The sequence below is a fragment of the Mycobacterium sp. Root135 genome, from assembly GCF_001426545.1.
In the GTDB taxonomy this organism is placed as follows: Bacteria; Actinomycetota; Actinomycetes; order Mycobacteriales; family Mycobacteriaceae; genus Mycobacterium.
The window spans coordinates 99,182-120,842 of record NZ_LMEZ01000011.1; the positions used below are offsets into that span (position 1 = coordinate 99,182).

The 21,661-nt window shown below is 66.3% G+C and carries 16 protein-coding genes and 2 pseudogenes; 17 read left to right on the forward strand and 1 reads right to left on the reverse strand.

The annotated features are described in order from the left end of the window. The first annotated feature begins 108 nt into the window (after window positions 1–108). Complete coding sequence (locus tag ASD37_RS30605) at window positions 109–612, forward strand: Lrp/AsnC family transcriptional regulator (RefSeq protein WP_056561064.1); 504 nt, start codon at window positions 109–111, stop codon at window positions 610–612. Window positions 613–693: 81 nt separating this feature from the next. Here the strand turns inward: ASD37_RS30605 and ASD37_RS30610 are convergent, their stop codons facing one another. Then, window positions 694–1,461: an IclR family transcriptional regulator gene (locus ASD37_RS30610; RefSeq protein WP_370073108.1), complete on the reverse strand. Its 768-nt coding sequence runs from the start codon at window positions 1,459–1,461 to the stop codon at window positions 694–696. Window positions 1,462–1,604: 143 nt separating this feature from the next. Here ASD37_RS30610 and ASD37_RS30615 point away from each other — a divergent pair, with 143 nt between their 5' ends. From ASD37_RS30615 to ASD37_RS30685, 16 genes and pseudogenes are all read left to right on the forward strand, one after another. After that, the gene (locus tag ASD37_RS30615) at window positions 1,605–2,369 is read left to right on the forward strand and encodes a CoA transferase subunit A (protein ID WP_056561067.1); all 765 of its coding nucleotides are present in this window, start codon (window positions 1,605–1,607) and stop codon (window positions 2,367–2,369) included. Then, the gene (locus ASD37_RS30620; RefSeq protein ID WP_056561163.1) at window positions 2,369–3,025 is read left to right on the forward strand and encodes a 3-oxoacid CoA-transferase subunit B; all 657 of its coding nucleotides are present in this window, start codon (window positions 2,369–2,371) and stop codon (window positions 3,023–3,025) included. The genes ASD37_RS30615 and ASD37_RS30620 overlap by 1 nt, the downstream gene beginning before the upstream one ends. After that, window positions 3,025–3,213: pseudogene (locus ASD37_RS32480) on the forward strand (acetyl-CoA C-acyltransferase); the annotation flags it as partial. The gene ASD37_RS30620 and the pseudogene ASD37_RS32480, both read left to right, overlap by 1 nt. A 1-nt stretch (window position 3,214) precedes the next feature. Beyond that, window positions 3,215–4,312 (forward strand): annotated as a pseudogene (locus ASD37_RS30625) (acetyl-CoA C-acetyltransferase); the annotation flags it as partial. A gap of 976 nt (window positions 4,313–5,288) precedes the next feature. Then, window positions 5,289–7,127, forward strand: a complete 1,839-nt coding sequence (gene eccA / locus ASD37_RS30630) for a type VII secretion AAA-ATPase EccA (protein WP_056561070.1) — start codon at window positions 5,289–5,291, stop codon at window positions 7,125–7,127. Beyond that, a complete protein-coding gene (gene eccB / locus ASD37_RS30635; protein ID WP_056561073.1) occupies window positions 7,124–8,674 on the forward strand; it encodes a type VII secretion protein EccB in 1,551 nt (516 codons plus the stop codon). Before eccA ends, eccB begins: the two co-directional genes overlap by 4 nt. Next, window positions 8,671–12,666, forward strand: coding sequence for a type VII secretion protein EccCa (gene eccCa, locus ASD37_RS30640; RefSeq protein ID WP_056561076.1), 3,996 nt, complete (start codon window positions 8,671–8,673; stop codon window positions 12,664–12,666). The genes eccB and eccCa overlap by 4 nt, the downstream gene beginning before the upstream one ends. Then, window positions 12,666–12,977 carry a PE family protein gene (locus tag ASD37_RS30645; protein WP_056561080.1) on the forward strand — a complete coding sequence of 104 codons (312 nt, stop codon included), beginning with the start codon at window positions 12,666–12,668 and terminating at the stop codon, window positions 12,975–12,977. The genes eccCa and ASD37_RS30645 overlap by 1 nt, the downstream gene beginning before the upstream one ends. Before the next feature lies 1 nt (window position 12,978). After that, on the forward strand, window positions 12,979–14,526 hold the full coding sequence (locus tag ASD37_RS30650) for a PPE family protein (RefSeq protein WP_056561082.1): 1,548 nt from the start codon (window positions 12,979–12,981) through the stop codon (window positions 14,524–14,526). 61 nt (window positions 14,527–14,587) lie between these two features. Continuing rightward, window positions 14,588–14,881, forward strand: coding sequence for a hypothetical protein (locus ASD37_RS30655; protein WP_056561084.1), 294 nt, complete (start codon window positions 14,588–14,590; stop codon window positions 14,879–14,881). A gap of 26 nt (window positions 14,882–14,907) precedes the next feature. Further along, complete coding sequence (locus ASD37_RS30660; protein WP_056561086.1) at window positions 14,908–15,195, forward strand: WXG100 family type VII secretion target; 288 nt, start codon at window positions 14,908–14,910, stop codon at window positions 15,193–15,195. Next, window positions 15,196–16,083: an ESX secretion-associated protein EspG gene (locus ASD37_RS30665; RefSeq protein ID WP_056561089.1), complete on the forward strand. Its 888-nt coding sequence runs from the start codon at window positions 15,196–15,198 to the stop codon at window positions 16,081–16,083. After that, window positions 16,065–17,474, forward strand: a complete 1,410-nt coding sequence (gene eccD, locus ASD37_RS30670) for a type VII secretion integral membrane protein EccD (protein ID WP_056561094.1) — start codon at window positions 16,065–16,067, stop codon at window positions 17,472–17,474. The genes ASD37_RS30665 and eccD overlap by 19 nt, the downstream gene beginning before the upstream one ends. Window positions 17,475–17,482: 8 nt before the next feature. After that, a complete protein-coding gene (gene mycP, locus ASD37_RS30675) occupies window positions 17,483–18,871 on the forward strand; it encodes a type VII secretion-associated serine protease mycosin (RefSeq protein ID WP_056561096.1) in 1,389 nt (462 codons plus the stop codon). Further along, the gene (gene eccE, locus ASD37_RS30680) at window positions 18,868–19,773 is read left to right on the forward strand and encodes a type VII secretion protein EccE (RefSeq protein WP_082570507.1); all 906 of its coding nucleotides are present in this window, start codon (window positions 18,868–18,870) and stop codon (window positions 19,771–19,773) included. The genes mycP and eccE overlap by 4 nt, the downstream gene beginning before the upstream one ends. Before the next feature lie 597 nt (window positions 19,774–20,370). Then, window positions 20,371–21,084, forward strand: a complete 714-nt coding sequence (locus ASD37_RS30685; RefSeq protein ID WP_056561098.1) for a siderophore-interacting protein — start codon at window positions 20,371–20,373, stop codon at window positions 21,082–21,084. The last annotated feature ends 577 nt before the right edge of the window (window positions 21,085–21,661 follow it).

A 21,661-nucleotide genomic window follows, 5' to 3' on the forward strand; every position in this document is an offset into this window, starting at 1 on the left:
AAGCGGTGACCTAAGGTTGCACCACAACGTCATATGGTGAAATAGCGCGGCCCGCAACTAATCATTTGGTTGAATCAGTGGCGACCCTCACGTCGAGAGGTGCAAGAAATGCTCAGAATCGATCGTCTCGACGTCGAGTTGCTCGGTGCGCTGGCGCAGAACGCCCGCGCAGGCATCATGGAATTGGCGTCCACCTTGGGTGTCACGCGCAACACCGTGCAGGCTCGCCTGGGGCGTATGGTCGCCGACCAGATCCTGGCCGGGTTTCGCCCAGATCTTGACCTTGCTCAGGTCGGCATCGCAGTCGAGGCGTTCATGGCGCTGGAACTGGAACAGGGACAGCTGCAGTCAGTCGTCGATCGGCTCACGGCGATGCCGCAGATCTTGGAGGTGCACGCCACCACGGGGCGCGAAGACCTGTTGGTTCGGGTGGCCACGGCTACGCAGGCCGACCTTCAAAACCTGATCCAAGATGTGGTGTCCATGCGTGGCGTGTCGCACTCGAACACCATCCTCGCCTTGACCACGCCCCTGCGCTACCGGGTTCAACCCCTCCTGGAACATCTTGGTCAGCAACAAGGATGGGGACGCTCGACCCCTTCGCCTCGATGACGGGGCGTCGCTTTCTTAGGCGTGGGGTCGGCCGGTTGTAACTGCTGCCGTTGCCCACTGGTGAGCGCTTGGTGGAGCGCGTCAACGCAATCGCACGGACAGTTCGTGCGCCTGCTCTAAGAGCAGTGACCCCATCTCGGCGATGCGTGGCGAGCGAAAGCGCGTCTCCACTCCGGTCAGGCTGAGCGCCCAGGCTGGTTGGCCGTTTCGATCGAACACGGCTGCACCGATACCCCAGCTGCCCTCGACGATCAGGCCCGGATTGACCGCGTACCCAGTGGAGCGCGTCGTCGCGATGCGTTCGCGTACCAAAATCTCGGAATGATTTGTGCCCCAAGCGGATAGCAGGTCGTTGCGGGCAAAGTAGTCGTCGATGTCGCGAGCTGGCAGGTGTGCGAGGATGGCCAGCCCGGCTGATGCGACACCTAGCGGAAATCGTATCCCGTCGTACAAGACGTGTGACCGCAGCGGGAAGCTGCCCTCTCGGCTGGACACGCACACCGTTTCGTCTCCTCGGCGTGCCGAGAGGAACACGCTTTCGCCGGTCTGATGCGCGAGCACGTCGACTACGTCACGCGCCTCGCCGGAGATGTCGTAGCGACTCGATGCGCTGGCGCCAAGCAGATACAGCTCGGGGCCAAGAGACCAGCGGCCGGTATGTGCATTTCGGTCGACCATTCCTTCGCCGTGGAGGGCGGTGAGGAGACGGTGGGCCGTGGGTCGAGGCAACCCAGCGGCCGTCGCCGCCTCGGTGGTCGACAAGCCGCTTGACGCGCCACCGGCTAGCGCGCGCAGCAAGGCCGCCGCTCGTGAGAGGACCTGATTACCGGATTCGCGCACCTGCGACACCCTAACCGTTCACTGGATGAACGCATAGCTCGAAGGTGCCCACCGTGCGAGCAGATCGCCGCGACACCTTGCCGCCTCTTCGCACCTCAATGGACTATTGGGGAACTTCATGAGGTGTCCGGCAGGCGGACGGAGAGGTAGTCATGTCATCCAAGGTCTACGACGGAGCCGCCACCGCGGTTGCCGACATCCCTACCGGGGCCACGCTCGCGGTTGGCGGATTCGGATTGTGCGGCATCCCCGACGTCCTGATCCAAGCGATCGCCGACTCCAACGCCACCGATCTCGAAGTCTTTTCCAACAACTGCGGAGTAGACGACCATGGGTTGGGAATTCTTCTGTCCAACAGGAGGATTCGGCGGGTGACGGCGTCGTATGTCGGCGAGAACAAGGAATTCGCCCGCCAGTACCTCGCCGGTGAACTGGAAGTGGAACTCACCCCGCAAGGCACGCTGGCCGAGCGGATGCGTGCCGGTGGTGCTGGAATACCCGCCTTCTTCACCCCGGCCGGTGTCGGAAGCCCCGTCGCCGACGGTGGCATACCGTGGCGCTACGACTCCGACGGAGCGGTGGCCATCGCTTCGCCGCCCAAGGAAACCCGCGTGTTCGGTGACAAGCGCTACGTCCTGGAAGAGGCCATCGTGGCCGATTTCGCGCTGGTGCACGCTCTTGTCGGTGACACCGACGGCAACCTCGTATTCGACAAGACGGCAATGAACTTCAACCCGCTGGCCGCCATGTCGGGTCGCACCACGATCGCGCAAGTCGAGGAACTCGTCGAACCGGGCGCCATCGACCCGGCCGCGGTACATCTGCCCGGAGTGTTCGTCCAACGCATCGTGCACACCGGTGCACAGGACAAGCGCATCGAGAAGCGGACCGTGCGTAGCACCCAAGGAGCAAAGTGATGACCGAGACACTGACCACGGGCTGGACCCGCCACGAGATGGCCGCCCGAGCCGCCGCCGAACTATCCGACGGACAGTACGTCAACCTCGGCATCGGCCTGCCGACCCTGATCCCGGACTACCTCAACACTGGGGTGCGGGTAATCCTGCACTCGGAGAACGGGATCCTCGGCACGGGCCCGTATCCGACCGACGCCGACGTGGACGCCGATCTCATCAACGCGGGCAAGGAGACGGTGACCGTCAACCCGGGTGCCGCGTTCTTCGACTCTGCGATTTCCTTCGGGATGATCCGCGGCGGTCACATCGACGCCGCCGTGCTGGGTGGCATGCAGGTGTCGCGTTACGGGGACCTGGCCAACTGGATGGTGCCGGGAAAGATGGTCAAGGGCATGGGCGGCGCCATGGACTTGGTCCACGGCGCCGGGCGGGTGATCGTGTTAATGGAGCACACCGACCGCGGTGGAGCGTCAAAGATTCTGCCGCAGTGCACACTTCCGTTGACAGGCCAAGGCGTCGTCGACCGCATCATCACCAATCTGGGGGTCATCGACGTTGCGGGGGACGGGATACTGCTGCTACGTGAAACCGCGCCGGGTGTGACGGTCGCCGATGTGATCGCCGCGACCGAAGCCGACCTGACGGAGGCACTGTGATGGCACAGAACCCGACATCGGTGATCGTCAGTGGTGCGCGTACGCCGGTTGGCAAGCTGATGGGTTCGCTGAAGGACTTCTCGGGCAGTGATCTTGGCGGTATTGCCATCGCCGGGGCCTTGGAGAAGGCCGGCGTCGACGCGTCGTTGGTCGAGTACGTGATCATGGGTCAGGTGCTGACTGCCGGCNGATCTTGGCGGTATTGCCATCGCCGGGGCCTTGGAGAAGGCCGGCGTCGACGCGTCGTTGGTCGAGTACGTGATCATGGGTCAGGTGCTGACTGCCGGGGCTGGGCAGATGCCCGCCCGGCAGGCCTCGGTCGCCGGCGGCGTCGGCTGGGACGTGCCGTCGTTGACGATCAACAAGATGTGCCTGTCGGGCATCGACGCGATCGCGTTGGCCGACCAGTTGATCCGCGCCGGTGAATTCGACGTCGTCGTGGCCGGCGGCCAGGAGTCGATGACCAAGGCGCCCCATCTGCTGATGGACAGCCGGTCCGGGTACAAGTACGGCGACGTGACGGTGCTCGACAGCATGGCCTATGACGGTCTGCACGACGTCTTCACCGATCAGCCCATGGGTGCCCTGACCGAGCAGCGCAACGACGTCGACGCGTTCACCAGGGCCCAGCAGGACGAGTTGGCGGCGCGGTCGCACCAGCTCGCCGCCGCGGCGTGGAAGGACGGCGTCTACGCCGAGGAGGTCGTGCCGGTGACGATCCCGCAGCGCAAGGGCGACCCGATCGAGTTCACCACCGACGAAGGCATCCGGGCCAACACGACGGCCGAGTCGTTGGCCGGGTTGAAGCCCGCCTTCGGCAAGGACGGCACCATCACCGCCGGTTCGGCGTCGCAGATCTCCGACGGCGCCTGCGCGGTGGTGGTGATGAACAAGGCCAAGGCCGAGGAACTGGGCTTGACGTGGCTGTGTGAGATCGGGGCACACGGCGTGGTCGCCGGGCCCGATTCGACGCTGCAGAGCCAGCCGGCGAACGCCATCAAGAAGGCGATCGCCAAGGAGGGCATCACCGTCGAGCAGCTCGACGTCATCGAGATCAACGAGGCGTTCGCGGCGGTCGCCCTGGCCTCGGCCAAGGAGCTCGGCATCGACGGCGAACGCGTCAACACCAGTGGCGGTGCCATCGCGATCGGTCACCCCATCGGAATGTCCGGGGCGCGGATCACGCTGCATGCGGCCCTCGAATTGGCCCGCCGCGGATCGGGTTACGCGGTCGCCGCCCTCTGCGGTGCCGGTGGACAGGGTGACGCGCTCATACTGCGCCGCTGAGGCATCTCGGGCCAAGGGGGGTCACTTCGTCGGGCGCCACGCCTATGGCACTGGAACCCAGAAACCCTGCATTGCAGGGGTATTCGCTCTTCTGTTTCGCGTGCTTCGAGGGTTCGTATCCGGTCATGCGGTTCATAGGTGTGGCGGGCTTGGCAGCGCCAGAGAGACGGCGTCTATCACCCATTCGGTCAGCTCTTGGAACGTGCAGGCATATCAGATGATTTCGCTATGGGATTGTGCAGCAATCCTGCAGTCGACCAGCGCCAGCGATTCCCGCCGGCGCAGCTCCGCGGCGGAAGCGGTAGCTCTGGTCAAGAACATCAACGGTGGACGATTGCACCCACGAATACCCAGCCGTGCGCGGACTTTCCGACGGTCGAGCATCCAAGATTTCACGCGGGACGAAGCGAGCGCCAAACTGCGCTCGGCAACAGCTCCCCATGTAGCGCAAATGCGTGAGCTGCTGTCCAGGTGGAACTCTCTTCTGCCCCCTCGTGTCAACCGAACGACGCCGAAGGCTGCCTAACCTACCGACGGAGGCTGGCCGCCAACGATTGACCGCTCGCATCGTGTGGCGGAGCGAACATCGGCCTCCCGATCGCGTGTCGATTCCCTTCACGTGTTGCTCGAGGGCTCTGGATTGGAGTATCCGCTTCGGTCGCCCACGGGCTCAGCAGGGTGCATTGCACACATTTGCTGGAATTGATGGCTGACCGCCTCCACGGGCGTGCCCATCGGTGGCCAGTGCGGGGCTGGCAGCTTCTCAGCATGCGTGGCAGCTTTGAAGTACCGAGTGGTGGTCGGCGGTATCCGAATTGCGTCAGCTCTTCGGTGGACTTTGCTTGCGGGTGATCACAATCACTGACGGCAACGCCACGGGACGCCTCGACAGGACTGTCGCCGCGGTGTTAGCCTTCCGAAAGTTAGCCTAGCCTAAGGAGACGGCAGGGGGCGTGCGCTTCTCTGCGAATGACAAATGGACACGGTCAGTAGCTCGCTCACGCCGAACGCAAGTTGGACGCGCGTCGACCGTGACGTGGTGAACAGGTTTGCGACCTGTTGTCGGTCGCTTGGCTTGTTGGTAAACGACCGGCAGCGGCCCGCGGACCTGGCCGCCGCGCGGTCAGGTTTCACTGAGTTGACCCGAATTGCCCGCGAACAATGCGACGCCTGGATCGGGCTTGCGGCCGCCGACACGGGCGAGAACTCCGGCCGTGTCATCGCCACCATTTGGCAGACTCTCGGTACGTTCGGTGCGCTGACCCACGAAATCACCCTCGGCGCACAGGATCTCGGATTCAGCTACGACACGGGCCTGTACCTGAAGTTCAGGGCGACGAGCCGCGACGATATCGCGCTGGCGTATGCGGCCACGCTCGGCGAGGCCGGCGAGTTCGCTGCCGCGGATCAGCTTGTCGGGGAGCTGATCTCACGTCGTCCCACCTGGTTGCAGGCACGCTGGGTGCGGGTCGCCCTCTATCGCCGCAGCCAGCGCTGGTCGGATGTGGTGCGCACGCTCACCCCGGTGGTCAACGCCGCCAACCTCGACGAGCGCTATGCGCATGCGGCAAGGGTGACGCTAGCCATCGCGCTGGCAAACCTGGGAATGTTCGCTCCCGCATTGTCTCATTTGGAGAATCCCGAGGGGCCCGTCGCCGTCGCCGCCGTCGACGGCGGTCTGGTGAAGGGCCTCTGTCTGCGAGCCCAAGGGGAAGACGACGACGCGGCCGATGTGCTGGCCGAGCTGTACGCCGCCAATCCCGAGCATCCCGGGGTGGAAGAGGCGTTGTTGGACCGGTCGTTCGGCCTCGGCACCACCACCGCTGCGCGCATCGAGGCGCGTAGCGACCCGTGGGACCCCGCGACCGAACCGGGAGAGTCCGACTTCGTCGATCCGGGCGCGAAGGAGCGCAAGGCGCACCTTCTCGTAGAGGCCGAGGCCGAACTCGCGGACTTCATCGGCCTGGACGAGGTCAAGTATCAGGTGGCCCGCCTGAAAAGCTCTGTGACGATGTCGATTCGGCGACAGGAGCGCGGACTGGCCGTGGCCCAGCGGGCCAACCACCTGGTCTTCGCCGGTCCGCCGGGAACCGGCAAGACCACCATCGCCCGGGTGGTCGCCAAGATCTACTGCGGGCTCGGCCTGCTGAAGAAGGAGACGGTCCGAGAAGTGCACCGCGCCGACCTCATCGGCCAGCACATTGGTGAAACCGAGGCCAAGACCAACGCCATCATCGACAGCGCGCTCGACGGCGTGCTGTTCCTCGACGAGGCATACGCTCTGGTCTCCACCGGCGCCAAGAACGATTTCGGCCTGGTCGCCATCGACACCTTGCTGGCCAGGATGGAGAACGACCGCAACCGGCTGGTCGTGATCGTTGCCGGCTACCGCGCCGACCTGGACCGCTTCCTGGACACCAACGAAGGTCTACGATCCCGCTTCACCCGCACCATCGACTTCCCGTCCTACAGCGCACCGGAACTCGTCGAGATGGCCAGCCGGATGGCCGAGAAGCGCGACAGTGTCTTCGAGGAGATGGCCCACGACGAGATGGAGCGACTGTTCGCCCACCTGGCCGCCAGCTCCACCCCGGATGCCGCCGGTACTCCGCGACGCAGCCTCGACATCGCCGGTAACGGCCGATTTGTCAGGAACCTCGTCGAGCGTTCCGAAGAGGAACGCGAATACCGATTGGACCATTCAGATTCCGACGATTTTACCGACGAAGAGTTGATGACCATCATCGCCGATGACGTCCACCGATCGGCCGCCCCGCTGCTGCGTGGGCTCGGACTGGCGACGCTCGACCGATGAGCGACAATAATGAAGAACGGCACGAGTTCACCTCGCGCACACCGGTCAACGAAAACCCGAAACGCATGGACTATCGCCGCGGCTTCGTCACCCGGCACCAGGTCTCGGGCTGGCGATTCGTGATGCGCCGCATCGCATCCGGGGTCGCGCTGCACGATACCCGGATGCTTGTCGACCCGTTGCGCAGCCAGAACCGGGCGGTCCTCGTCGGCGCACTGGTGTCGGTCACCGTGGTCGCGGGTTGTTTCGTGTTCTCCCTGATCCGCCCCGGCGGTGATGCGGGCAGCTCGACCATCCTCGCCGACCGCGACACCTCGGCGTTGTACGTGCGGATCGGTGATGTTGTGCACCCGGCGCTCAACCTCACCTCGGCCCGGCTCATCGCCGGTCAGCCCGACAACCCCACCACGGTCAAGAGCAGCGAGATCGACAAATTCGCCCGCGGCAACCTGATCGGTATCCCCGGTGCGCCGGAACGCATGGTGCAGAACACCTCCCGTGACGCGAACTGGACGGTGTGCGATGGCGTTTCCGGCCGTGCCACCGGGGTCACCGTGATCGCCGGCACGCCGGACCAGCGGGGTGAGCGGGCTGCCACGCTGCCGGCAGACCGGGCGGTGCTCGTGCAGAACGTCGGCGGTGTGCACTCCGGTACCTGGCTGCTGTGGAACGGTAAGCGCAGTCCCATCGATCTCGGCAACCGGGCCGTCACCGACGCCCTCGGGTTGGGAACCGACATCCCCGCCCCGCGGGTGATCGCGCCCGGTCTCTTCAATGCCATTCCGGAGTCCGCGCCGCTGGTCGCCCCGGCGCTGCCTGGCGCCGGTGAGCCACCACGATTCACGCTGCCCGTCCCGGCCCCGGTCGGTGCCGTCGTTACCGCCTACGAGGCCGACGACCGCATCCGCTACTTCGCGGTCCACGCCGACGGTCTGCAGCAGGTGTCACCGGTATTGGCCGCGATTCTGCGGAACTCCAATTCCTATGGCTTGCAGCAGCCTCCCCGCCTGGGAGCCGACGACGTGGCGAAGCTGCCGGTCGCCGGGGGCATCGACAACGACGCATTCCCGACCGATGAGGTCAGCCTCGCCGAACCCGGCTCGGCACCGGTCACCTGCGCGTACTGGTCCAAGCCCGCTGATGCGGCCGAGAGCACGCTAAGACTGCTTTCCGGCGCCGCGCTGCCGCTGCCCGACGGATTGCGGACCGTGGACCTGGTGGGTGCCGGCGGCGGGTCGACCGCGAACCGGGTGGCGCTCACACCCGGTAGCGGTTATTTCGTCCAGGCAGCCGGATCCGGTGCCAGCGCGCCACCGGAAGGTTCGGCGTTCTGGGTCAGCGACACCGGCGTGCGGTATGGCGTGGACGCCTCCGGTAACGCCAAAACGGTGGCCGCGCTGGGTCTGACGCCGCCACCGTTGGCAGCACCGTGGTCGGTGCTCACCCAGTTTGCGGCCGGGCCCACTCTTTCCAGGGCGGATGCACTCGTCGCGCACGATGCCGTGTCGTCCGCGGTCGCGTCCGGCCGCGAGGGGGAGAACCGATGAGCCGCTTGATCTTCGAGGCGCGCCGCCGTCTGCCCGCCCCGGAGGCACGTAAAGGCACCATCACCATCGAGGCGCCCCCGTCGCTGCCTCGCCTAGTGCCGCCTTCGCTCCTGCGCCGGGTGTTGCCCTACTTGATCGTGATCCTGATCGTGGGCATGATCGTTGCACTGTTCGCTACCGGTATGCGGATGATTTCCCCGACGATGCTGTTCTTCCCGTTCGTGCTGCTGCTCGCCGCGACCGCGCTTTACGGCGGATCCGACAACAAGCTACGCACTGAGGAAGTCGACGCCGAACGCGCCGACTACCTGCGCTACCTGTCGGTGGTCCGGGACAACGTCCGTGCACAGGCCGCCGACCAGCGTGCGGCACTGGAGTGGTCGCACCCGGACCCCGATCTGCTCGCCGCGGTGCCCGGCACCCGCAGGCAATGGGAGCGCGACCCCCGTGACAGTGACTTCCTGGTGGTGCGGACCGGTCTGACCGATGTCCCGCTCAACACCGCGTTGCGGGTCAAGGACGCCGCCGACGAGATCGACCTGGAACCGGTGGCGCACACCACCCTTCGCGGACTGCTCGATGTGCACCGCACGGTACGCAACGCGCCAGCCGGCATCGATTTGGCAAAGGTCTCCCGCATCACCGTGCTTGGTGAGCCCGACGAGGTCCGCGATGCCCTGCGCGCCTGGGTCGCCCAGGCCGTGACTTGGCATGACCCGGCCGTGCTCGGGGTGGCGCTGGCCGCCCCGGACCTGGAGTCCGCGGACTGGTCCTGGCTGAAGTGGCTGCCGCACACCGACGTCCCCGGCACGGCGGACGGTGTGGGCCCCGCCCGCTACCTGTCGGCCACTGCCGACGGTCTGCACGGCTTGCTGGCCCCGGTGCTGGACGAGCGCGACGCCTTCAATGGCGCTGCATTGGCCTCGGGCAAGCATTTGCTGGTGCTGCTGGACGATCCCGACGCCGACCCCGACGCGGTGGTCGCGCGCGCCGGCGCTGCGGGTGCCACGCTTATTCACCGGTCCACCAAAGAACCGCACCGCGAGCAGTATTCGGATCCCGAGCGTCCGATCCTGAAGATCAGCAACGGCGGCGTCGAGCGGTGGCAGAGCGGGGGCTGGCAGCACTACGTCGATACAGCGGACACGTTCTCTAGCGCACAGGCTGCGCACCTTGCCCGCCGACTGGCCCGCTGGGACACCAATCCTGAGCAATCGAGGACGGCTGGGACGGGAGTCTCGACGTTCACCACGCTGTTCGGTATCCCAGATGCTTCTGCGCTCGATGTGGCAGCGTTGTGGGTGCCGCGGCACCGAGACGAGGAATTGCGGGTGCCCATCGGGATCACCGCGACCGGCGAACCGCTCATCTTCGATCTCAAGGACGAGGCCGAAGGCGGCATGGGCCCGCACGGCTTGATGATTGGTATGACCGGCTCCGGCAAGTCCCAGACCCTGATGTCGATCCTGCTGTCGCTGCTCACCACGCATTCCGCGGAACGACTCATCGTCATCTACGCGGATTTCAAGGGTGAGGCCGGCGCCGACATCTTCCGACACTTCCCGCAGGTTGTGGCCGTCATCTCGAATATGGCTGAGAAGCGTTCGCTGGCAGACCGTTTCGCGGACACCCTGCGCGGTGAGGTGGCCCGTCGTGAGCAGCTGCTCAAAGCGGCCGGCCGGATCGTGCAGGGCAGCGCCTTCAACTCGGTCACCGAATACGAAGCCGCGATCGCCGCAGGCCATGACCTCGCGCCCATCCCGACGCTGTTCGTCGTGGCCGACGAGTTCACCCTGATGCTGGCCGAGCATCCCGAGTACGCGGAGCTGTTCGACTACGTGGCCCGCAAGGGGCGCTCGTTCCGCATCCACATCCTCTTCGCGTCCCAGACGCTGGATGTGGGCCGCATCAAGGACATCGACAAGAACACCTCGTACCGCATCGGCCTGAAGGTGGCCAGCCCGTCGATCAGCCGTCAGATCATCGGGACCGAGGATGCCTTCCACATCGAATCGGGCCGCGAGCACAAGGGCGAGGGTTTCCTGGTGCCCGCACCCGGCGCGAACCCGATCAAGTTCCGCAGCACCTACGTCGACGGCATCTACGACCCGCCACGCAGTGGCCACTCCGTGATCGTGCACTCCGTGCCTGAGCCGCAGCTGTTCACCGCGGGCTGGGTGGAACCGGCACCGGACACCGTCATCGTCACCGGTGAGGTCGAGGACGTCCCGCCGCCGCGCAAGCTGATCGCCACCATCGGCGACCAGCTGGCCAACTACGGGCCGCGGGCACCGCAGCTGTGGCTGCCCCCGCTGGAGGAGGCCATCCCGCTCGTCGACCTGCTGGCGCGCACCGAGATCGGGGAACGTCAATGGCGCTGGCCGCTCGGCGAGATCGACAAGCCCTTCGAGATGCGCCGCGATGCGCTGGTGTTCGACGCCGGCACCGCGGCGGGCAACCTGCTGATCCACGGCGGGCCGAAATCGGGCAAGTCCACGGCGCTGCAGACGTTCATGCTGTCGGCCGCCGCGCTGCACGCACCCGGTGAGGTGAGCTTCTACTGCCTGGACTACGGCGGCGGTCAGCTGCGCGCGGTCGCCGAGCTTGCCCACGTCGGTGCGGTCGCGACGCCGCTGGAACCCGAACTCATCCGGCGCACCTTCGCCGAGCTGGAGCAGCTGCTGCGTACCCGCCAGGAGACCGGGGCACGGTCCGGCTCGGGTGGCTACCAGGACGGCTACGGCGAGGTCTTCCTGATGATCGACAACCTGTACGCGTTCAGCCGCGACAACGTCGACACCTTCAACACTCGTAACCCGCTGCTGTCCCGGGTCACCGAGCTGGTCAACGCCGGGCTGTCCTATGGCATCCACGTCGTGATCACCACCCCGAACTGGCTCGAGGTGCCGCTGGCCATGCGGGACGGCCTCGGGCTGCGTCTGGAGCTGAAGCTCAACGACTCCCACGACAGCAATGTCCGGGTCGTCGGCGCGCTCAACGGGGCCGCCGGCCCCAGTGCCCTACGTCGGCCCGCCGACGGGGTGCCTACCGATCAGCCGGGACGCGGCCTGACCATGGCTGCCGAACACTTCCTGTTCGCAGCCCCGGACGTACGCGACATCGCGGTCGTCAACGCCCGTCATCCCGGCGTGTACGCCCCGGCGATACGGCTGCTGCCGACCCAGCTCACGCCGGCCGCGGTCGGCCGGGTCTACGTCGGTCCGGAGCAGGTGGTCATCGGGCAGCGCGAGGAGGACCTGCGCCCGGTGGCGATCGACTTCGCGCGCAATCCGCTGATGATGGTGTTCGGCGACAGCAGATCCGGTAAGACGACGCTGCTGCGGCACCTGATCCGCAGCATCCGGGACAACTCGACCGAAGACCAGGTCGCCTTCACAGTCATCGATCGACGGCTGCATCTTGTCGAGGAACCGCTGTTCCCCGATAACGAGTACACGCCGAACATGGACCGGATCACCCCGGCGATGTTGGGCCTGTCTGCGCTCATCGAGAAGCGCCGCCCGCCGGCCGGTCTGTCGTCGGATCAGCTGAAGGGCTGGAGCTACCGTGCCGATAGGGAAGGCCAGACCCACTACCTCATCATCGATGACGTCGACCAGATCCCGGATGGACCCGCGGTGAGCGGTCCGTATGCAGGCCAGCGGCCGTGGAGCCCGGTGCTGGGACTGCTAGCCGAGGCGGGCGACCTCGGCCTGCGGGTCATCGTCACCGCCAGGGCCAGCGGGTCGGCCCACGCGGTGATGACCGCGCCGTTGTTGCGCCGACTCAACGATCTCCAGGCGACTGCCGTGATGTTGTCGGGCAGCCCGGCCGACGGTGGCAAATTGCGCGGCGCGCGCTTCGGCAGGCTGCCTGCCGGCCGGGCCATGCTGCTCGGCGACGGCGAAGAGGCGACCTATGTCCAATTGGTGAACCCCCTCGTGTCTGAGGGAGTTTCGCCTGCCAGTACGAACGGAAAGGAATTCAGCTGATGACTCTGCGCGTGGTTCCCGAAGGATTGGCCGCCGCCGGTGCGGCGGTCGAAGCACTGACCGCGCGGCTCGCTGCCGCGCACGCCGCGGCGGCGCCGCTGGTGAACGTCGTGGTGCCGCCGGCCGCTGACCCGGTGTCGCTGCAAACGGCCGCCAGCTTTAGTGCCGCCGGCAACGAGCACAGTGCGGTCGCCGCGCTGGCCGTGGAGGAGCTGGGCCGTGCCGGGATGGGTGTGACCCAGTCCGGTGCCAGCTACGCCGCCGGTGACGCACTGGCCGCGTCGACCTACCTGATCGCCCGCGGCGGCTGATATGACCGCTCCCGTCTGGATGGCATTCCCACCCGAGGTTCATTCGGCGCTGCTCAACAGCGGCCCAGGCCCCGGGCCGCTCTTGGCCGCCGCGGGAGCCTGGCAATCGCTGAGTGGCGAATATGCATCTGTGGCAGCTGAATTGGTAACCACGCTGGGTGCGGCGGCCGCCGGCGCCTGGGAGGGGCCGAGCTCAGAGCAGTACGCCGCCGCCCACCAGCCCTACCTGGCCTGGCTGGCACAGGCCGGCGCCAAGAGCGCGGTCGCCGCGGCTCAGCACGAAACCGCGGCAGCCGCCTATTCCACCGCCCTGGTCACCATGCCCAGCCTCGTCGAACTGGCCGCCAACCATGCCCTGCGCGGCGCGCTGTTGGCGACGAACTTCCTTGGTGTCAACACCATTCCTATTTCGCTCACCGAGGCCGACTACATCCGAATGTGGGTCCAGGCAGCCAGCACGATGAGCACCTATCAGGCGGTGTCTGCGGCCACCATCGCCGCGACCCCGGCCCTGCAACCGGCGCCGATGCTGTTGACTCCGGGCGTCGGCGAGGCGGGCGCCACCGGTGCGGCATCCACGCAGCTGCTTGCGCGGGCTCAGGCTGTCAATTCAGCCGCTGCGCTGAATGATTCGAACTTCATCCTGCACCTTCTCGAGCAGTATCTCAACAACGTGCCGGGCGGACAGCTCATCATCGAGTTCATCCAGAACCCGATCGGCAACCTGCAGGCGCTGCTCACCGACTTCCTTACCAATCCCGCTGCCGCACTGACGACATGGGGCCCGTTCCTCTTCGCGGTGGCCTATCAGGTGTTCTTCAACCTGGTCGGCTGGCCAACCTGGGCAATGGTGTTCGCGGCGCCGTTCCTGCTGCCTGCGATGGCGACCCTCGGCATCGTCGGCCTCATTCTCATCATCGACAAGCTGCTGCCGAAGGTCACCGATCTGCCGATGCTGGATCTCGGTGAACCTCCGGCCGCCGCTCAACGCGAACCCACGTTGCCGGTGACGAGCGTCGCCCCGGCAGGCACGCCGGCCCCATCGTCTGCTGCCGCAGGCACCCCCACGTCAGTGCCCGCGAGCGCACCTGCGGCGGCACCGGCGGCGGCCGCGCCGGCGATGGCCTACGCGGTCTACGGCGGGCACCCGGGGGGCGGTTTCAGCCCTACCGTGCGGGACAGCGCCTCGGCCAAGGTGCCCGCGTCGGGCTTCTCGGCGAACGTCGCATCGGCGGCGGCACTGTCGGCGGCCGAACGTCGAAAACGTCGGCGCAAGAAGTGCGGTGAGATCACGGACCGCGCCTACGCCGACGAATACATGGATTACGACGACGATCCGGCGCAGCCCGACCCGCGGTCAGAGCCGAGGGTCACTGCATCCGAAAAGGGGGCCGGCCCAATGGGGTTCACCGGAGCCGTCAGCAAGCGCGGTGGCGACGCCGCGGGGATGACCGAGCTGACGGGGGACTCCTTCAGAACCGGGCCCGTCAATCCCATGCTGCCGGGTTCCTGGAGTCCCCACGATCCGTCGGCACAGGGAGGGAAATGAGCGCATCCCGGAATTTCCAGATCACAGCGATTGACCAAAGATTCACTCGAAAGGAAATGCCATGAGCATGCTCGACGCGCACATCCCTCAGCTGGTCGCCTCCGAGTCGGCGTTCGGCACCAAGGCCGCGCTGATGCGCAGCACCATCGCCCAGGCCGAGCAGGCCGCCCAGGCGTCGCAGGCCTTCCACATGGGCGAGTCCTCGGCGGCCTTCCAGGCCGCGCACGCCCGGTTCATCGAGGTCTCGGCCCGAGTGAACACGCTGCTCGACATCGCCCAGGCGAACCTGGCCGACGCCGCAGGCACCTACGTCGCGCAGGACGCGGCGGCTGCAAGTAGCTACACCTCGATCTGACAACGCAAGCCGACTGGGAGACTGAAATGTCGCAGATCATGTACAACTACCCGGCCATGCTCGCGCTGTCAGCCGAGATGAACGGTTTCGCGGGCGCGCTCAATACTGTCGGCGCCGATATCGCCGCCGAGCAGGCCGCGCTGTCGGGGGCCTGGCAGGGCGACACCGGAATGACCTACCAGGCTTGGCAGGCTCAGTGGAACGCCAGCATGGCCGAATTGGTGCGTGCTTACCATGCGATGGCGAGCACTCACGAGACCAACACCATGTCGATGAATGCCCGGGACCAGGCAGAAGGTGCCAAATGGGGATAGATGGCTGCTAATGCAGTCGAGCTGACCGTCGAGCAGGCCTGGTTCGTTGCCGAGGAGACCGGCTGCGGCTCGTTCCCGTGGGTGCTGGCGATCACACCGCCCTACAGCGACCAGTTAGCCGCCGGACAGTTCGCGGCCGATCGGGCCGCCGAGCTGACCGGGCTGGGCGTGATGTCCGACAGTGGAGTCATCAACTCCGCTGTCACCCAATGGGTTCAGCAGATTTGCCGGGCGCGTCAGTGGCTCGAGTTGCGGATTGTGGGAGCGCACGGCGACATGCTCCGTGGGCTCGTCGCGCGACACGACGAGACCTCGGTGGTCGCGCTGCGCAGCGGGGGACTGGTGACCTTCACCGCGATGGGTCTGCTGCATCTCGACGACCTGGTGCCGGTGCTGGTGGCCGGTCTGGACGGGCGGCGGGCAGCGATTTTCGACGATTTCGCCGTACCCCTGCGAGCTGGAGCTCGCGCCGACGAGAGGTTGCGTGACGGGGCTGACCTGACCGAAGTGCTTGAATACCTGGGTATTCCGGCTTCTGCGCGAACAGTGGTGGAGGCGGTCTTCACGGGCAGGCGAAGCTACGTGGAGATCGTCGCCGGCGAACACCGAGACGGTCACCGGATCAGTACCGAGGTAGGCGTCAGCGTTGTCGACTCCGAGGCCGGCCGCATCCTGGTAAGCCCCTCGAAAGCCTTTGACGGTGAATGGGTGTCGACGTTCGCACCAGGAACCACGGCCGCGATTGTCGCCGCGCTCGACAGGCTTGTCGCAACACTGCCGCACGGATCGTGGTTTACCACTGCGGGGGCGAAGAGCAAGAAATCCTCATTGCACCACAACCTAGATTTCGACCAGAGAACGGAAGATCGATGCCCGACAAGACTCTGATGCCGATCGTGCGGGTGGCCGTGCTGGCCGCCGTGGGCCACTCCGACGGCGCCGGGCGGCTCACCGAGATGGCGCTGCCGGCGGAACTGCCGCTACGCGAGATCATCCCGGCCGTACAGCGCACCGTGCTGCCCGCCGCAGACTCTCCCGAGGGTGCGCCGGCACGGCTGAGCTTGGCGCCGATCGGCGGTGCGCCGTTCAGCCTGGACGCGACGCTGGAGACCGTCGGCGTCGTCGACGGTGATCTGCTGGCACTGCAGGCCATTCCGAACGGGCGGGCAGCGCCGCGCATCATCGAGGACATCGCCGATGCCGCCGCCATATTTTCCGCCGCCCGCGAAACCCCCTGGGGCCCGGCGCAGATCCAGCGGGCCGCCTCGGTCGCCGTCATCGGGCTGATCCTGATGGGCACAGCTCTCGCGGCGGCCGCCCGGGTGATCACCGGGCACTCAGCCGGATTGTTCACCGTGGCCGGTATCGCCGTAGTTGCCGTGATCGCCTCGTTCGCGACGCGGGCCAGATTCCCTGGCTTGGGCACTGCGCTCGCGCTCACCGCACTGGCGCCGATCGCCGCGGGGTTCGCCCTCGCTGTCCCCGGCGAATTCGGTGCCGCGCAGTTACTGCTCGCTGCGGCCGGTGTGGCCACCTGGTCGGTGATCAGCATTGTGGTCTTCGAGCGCGCCATCGCCACGTTCACCGCCTCGACCGTGTTCGGGCTCGGCGTGCTGCTGTTTGCCGTGCTGGCGACGATCTGGGACATGACCGACATCCGCACCGGATCCGGCTTGATCATCTTCGCCCTGCTGGTGACTGTGCAGGCCGCACGACTGTCCGCACTGTGGGCACGACTGCCCGTCCCGACCATTCCCGCCCCCGGCGACCCAACGCCGTCCGCACAGCCGCTGCGGGTGCTCGAGGATCTGCCGCGCCGCATCCGTGTCACCGACGCGCACCAGACTGGATTCCTGGCCGCCGGGGTGCTGCTGTCGGTTGCCGGTTCGTTGCTCCTGGTCGGTCCCGCTGGCGCTTCTCCGTGGGCCTGGGTGCTGGTCATCGCTGCGGCGCTGGGCACCACGATGCGTGCCCGGGTGTGGGATTCGACCCCGTGCAAGGTATGGCTGCTCAGCCAGTGCTACCTGTTGCCCGCAGCGCTGATGGCGACCTTCGCCCTGACCGAGCGTTATGCGGCGGCCTGGTGGGCGTTGGCCGCACTGGTGGCCGTGACCGTCGGCTGGATCGTGGTCGCGCTGGTCCCACGGATTGTTTCCCCGGACACCTACTCGCTGCCCGCCCGCCGCCTGTTCGGGTTCGTCAGTTCCGCGTTCGACGCTTCCGTCATCCCGGTGGCCGCCTATCTGGTCGGCCTGTTCGAATGGGTTCTGAACGGGTGACAGCACAAATGCTGCGCCGCGAAACCGCAGTACTGGCAGCGGTTCTCGCGGTCGCGACGGTCGGTTGCCCGGCCGCGGGCGCGACTACCCCGCCCAGAGTGGATGCAGACACCGCACCCCCCTCGGGTGCGGCCGGGCCCGTGCAGATCATGGCGCAACGCAGTTCCTGCACGGTGACCGGGGTGATTGCGGGCACCGATCCGGGTGTCGTCAACCCAAATCAGGTGACGCTGGACCTCGCCGAGGCCTGGCGTCACAGCCGAGGTGGCGGACAGACCGTCGCGGTGATCGACACCGGTGTGCAACCAGGCCCCCGGCTGCCCAATGTCGAGGCCGGCGGCGACTTCGTCGCCAGCACCAACGGACTGACCGACTGCGACGGGCACGGCACCATGGTCGCCGGGCTCATCGCCGGCCAGCCGGGTGCAGACGGCTTCTCTGGTGTCGCGCCGGACGCGCAGTTGTTGTCCATCCGGCAGACCTCGGCTCGATATTCCCCGGCGGGCTTGCCGAACCAGCCGGGTCAGGACCCGGTGATCGTGGAGGCCAGAAACGACATCGCCACCCTGGCGCGTGCCGTGGTGCGCGCCGCCGACATGGGTGCCCGCATCATCAACATCTCGTCGGTGGCGTGTGTCCCGGCGAACACCTCCATCGATCAGAGTGCGCTCGGAGCGGCGCTGCGCTACGCGGCCGTCGACAAGGACGCCGTCATCATCGCCGCGGCCGGTAACACCGGCGGCGGCATCTCCGGTGGAACTGCCTGTGCGGCAAATCCGTTGACTGACCCGACCCGGCCGGAGGATCCGCGTAACTGGGCCGGTGTGACGTCGGTGTCGACCCCGTCGTGGTGGCAGCCCTACGTGCTGTCGGTCGGGGCGCTGAACGCGGCCGGCCAGCCCGCACCGTTCAGCATGTCCGGTCCGTGGCTCGGCCTCGCCGCCCCCGGTGAGAACATCACTTCGGTGAGTAACAGCCCCGACGGCGGACTGGCCAACGGCCAGCCCACCCAGAAGGGCGAGCTGGCGCCAGTCAGCGGCACCAGCTATGCGGCAGCCTACGTGTCCGGCGTTGCGGCATTGGTGCGCAGCCGTTTTCCCGAACTGAGTGCCGAACAGGTCGTGCGCAGGCTCACCACGACCGCGCGCGGCGCGGACCGTTCGCCGTCTTCACTGGTGGGAGCGGGGACCATCGATCCGGTCGCCGCCCTGACCTGGGACGTATCCGGCCCGGGCGATCCGGCCGAGATGACCAGACCCGTTGCGGCACCGCCGGACCCCGTACCTAAGGACTCTGCACCACGGACCATCGCGTACATCGGTACCGGAGTGCTCATACTGGCCGCCGTCGTGACCGCCGCGATCGCAGCACACCGACGGAAGGACGAAGCCGCATGACGGCCCGACTCGCGCTAGCGCTGCTGTTCATCGTGCCCGCCGTGCTGGCCTACCCGTACGAGACGATGCCCCAGCGCTGGATCCTCGGCATCGCGATCGTCGTGGTGATCTTGCTGTTCGCTTGGTGGGGTGGCGATTTCGCGACTACCAAGCTGGCCCGCCGACGGTCCATCTGGCACGGAAACCGCTCCGGGGTCATTGTCGCAGGGGACACGACGATTGCCACGGTGCTGCTGCGTGTGGACGAGCCGGCCATGGACGAGCTCCCGGTGGCGCTGATCGCCGGCTACACCGACCGGTACGGTCTGCGCTGTGACAAGGTCCGGATCACCAGCCGCGACCTGGCGGGCGAACGGCAGACGTGGATTACCCTGACGTTGGCCGCCACCGAGAACCTGCGGTCGCTGCAGGCCCGGTCATCACGTATCCCGTTGCAGGACACCGTCGACGTGCTTGGCCGGCGATTGACCGACCACTTGAGTGAGGACGGCTGGTCGGTGACGGCGGTCGACGGAGCGAACCGTCCCGCACCGTTGTCCGGCGAGGCCAAGGAGACCTGGCGGGCCATGACCGACGGCTCCGGATTCCTGACGGCCTATCGCATCCCCGCGGACGCATTGCCGGAAACGCTAGCTGCTGTATGGGCGCATCCGTCGGAGGAAACCTGGACCGCAGTGGAATTCGGCCCTGGAACGGTGTCGTCGGTATGCGCGTTGCGCACCTCCGATCGGCCGGCTAGTGCCGCGCCGGTTCCCGGGCTGGGCACGCTGCGCGGCCGTCAACGCAGCGTGCTCGACGCGCTGGACCCGCTCTCGTCCCGGCGCATCGGCGACCATCAGGTCGCCGCACCCGCATTGGCCGAGGAACTGCGCTGGCCGACGGGCGCAGCCATCTCGACATGAACGGCCGCAGGAACCTCGTCATCCGCCGCAAGTGGTCCGGCTTCTGACATCCAGGAGGTGTTTGCCCCGGCACACAGTTGAATGCGTACCGATCTCAGTGCCGCAGAGGATTTCGGCCTGCTGCGGATCCGGAGACTTCACCGAGGCGCTGAGCGAGCGCTGGCGGGACCGCCGAGTGGTCGCCGGAACCTAGATGCCGACGCTGTCATCTCCGACGCGACACTGCAGCGGGTGCTGGAGAACCCTGAGCTCGTGTTACACGCCAAAGATGTGATTTAACAACAAGTCTCACCACCACGGCGAGGGCGTCCAATTGGTGTCGAACCGGCCACCCCCGACCACCAACCCTCGTTGCCGCGGGGCCTAATCGGCGTACTGTGGCGTCCGCGGACCGAGCGGCGTCCGGCTTGTCGAAACAGACTTTTGAAACAACCCGAATCATCTGTCTAACAGCGTGATTGTGTTACCAACGATGGTCAGCGCCGGTTTCAGGCGGACATGCAGTTGGACAGCTTTTGCCACGGCGGTGGGACGCGGGCCATCCCTAGTTAGGGTATGCTAACTAATGCGAGTTACCAACTATCGTAAGGATGTTCGATGATCGAATTGCACCCGGCACGTGGAATCGGAGGTGCGCTGGTCAAGCTGTGGGGCGGTGGAAACTACACCTTGACACTGACCGACCGAACCGCCATAACCCCGAATTACCTTCGGCTGCACTTCAGTGCGCCCGAACTTCTCGCCGAGCGGCCAATCCACCCGACGATGTGGGTTCGAGGTTGGTTCCCCGAGGACTCGCGGACCCATCAGCGCGGCTATACGCTGATCAATCCCGATCTGGGCAAGGGTACGGTCGACATCGACTTCGCGATTCACGATGGAATCGCCGCCCGATGGGCGTCCGCGGCGCAGCCCGGTGACATCCTCAATGTGACCGTGCTCGGCAGCAAGTTCGACATTCCCGAGCCCGCCCCGGCCGGCTATGTGATCGTTGGAGATTCCGCGTCACTGCCGGCGATAAACTCGCTGTTGGGTGCCATTGGGAACGCCCCTGCGCGGGTGTTTCTCGAAGCGGCGCATGACGACGACCGTGAACTTCCTACTGTCAGAAACGACGTTGTCTGGGTGGACCGCGAGGACGACGGCGCTTCGTTGGTGAAAGCCGTTGAGGCAGAGGCCTTTGACGCCAGTGATTACTATGGTTGGGTCGCCTGCGACAACCGGACCACCCGCGTGGTGGCGCGGGTCTTGCAGGAGCAATACAAGATCTCGCGCAAGTGGATCAGTGCGCGAGCCTACTGGGTGGTCTGAGTAGCACCCTCTCGCCGGGAGGCCGTTGGGGTGTCCCCGGTGAATCAGTCCAGCTGATCTGTCCCCACTGTTTCGACCCACGGTCATCCGAGCCGAGGGATCGAATGTGTTGAAGTCCAGAGAGCTTCGTACTCTGCGGTGCTGATCTTACCGAGGTGGCAATGGTGGCGGTTGATTCGATCGTGGTCGCCCACCTGCGGGTGTTGAGCAGTTCGACCTGAAGCCGGGCACAGCTCCGTACCTCTCTCCGAGGATCCAGGAGTGGAATTGATTTCCATGGTCGGCATGCAGAATCGTTCGGCCACTGCGGATTCTGTTGTTGACAGCCATGTTGACCGCGTTGTACACCTTGCCATCACGGGCAGGGTGTTCGGTGATGGCGGTGCACCACACTGGTTGGTCATCGTGGCGGTGAACTGGCGGTTGACGGCGTCGACGGGGGTGTTGACGCCGATCAGGTTGGGCTTTCGCCGCCCGAGTCGCGGTGCAGCACGGACTCCTCGGCGCCCGTAGGTGCCGCGTGAACGTCGATTGATCTCGGTGATCGTGTCGGCCACCACCACCAGTCGGCGGACCT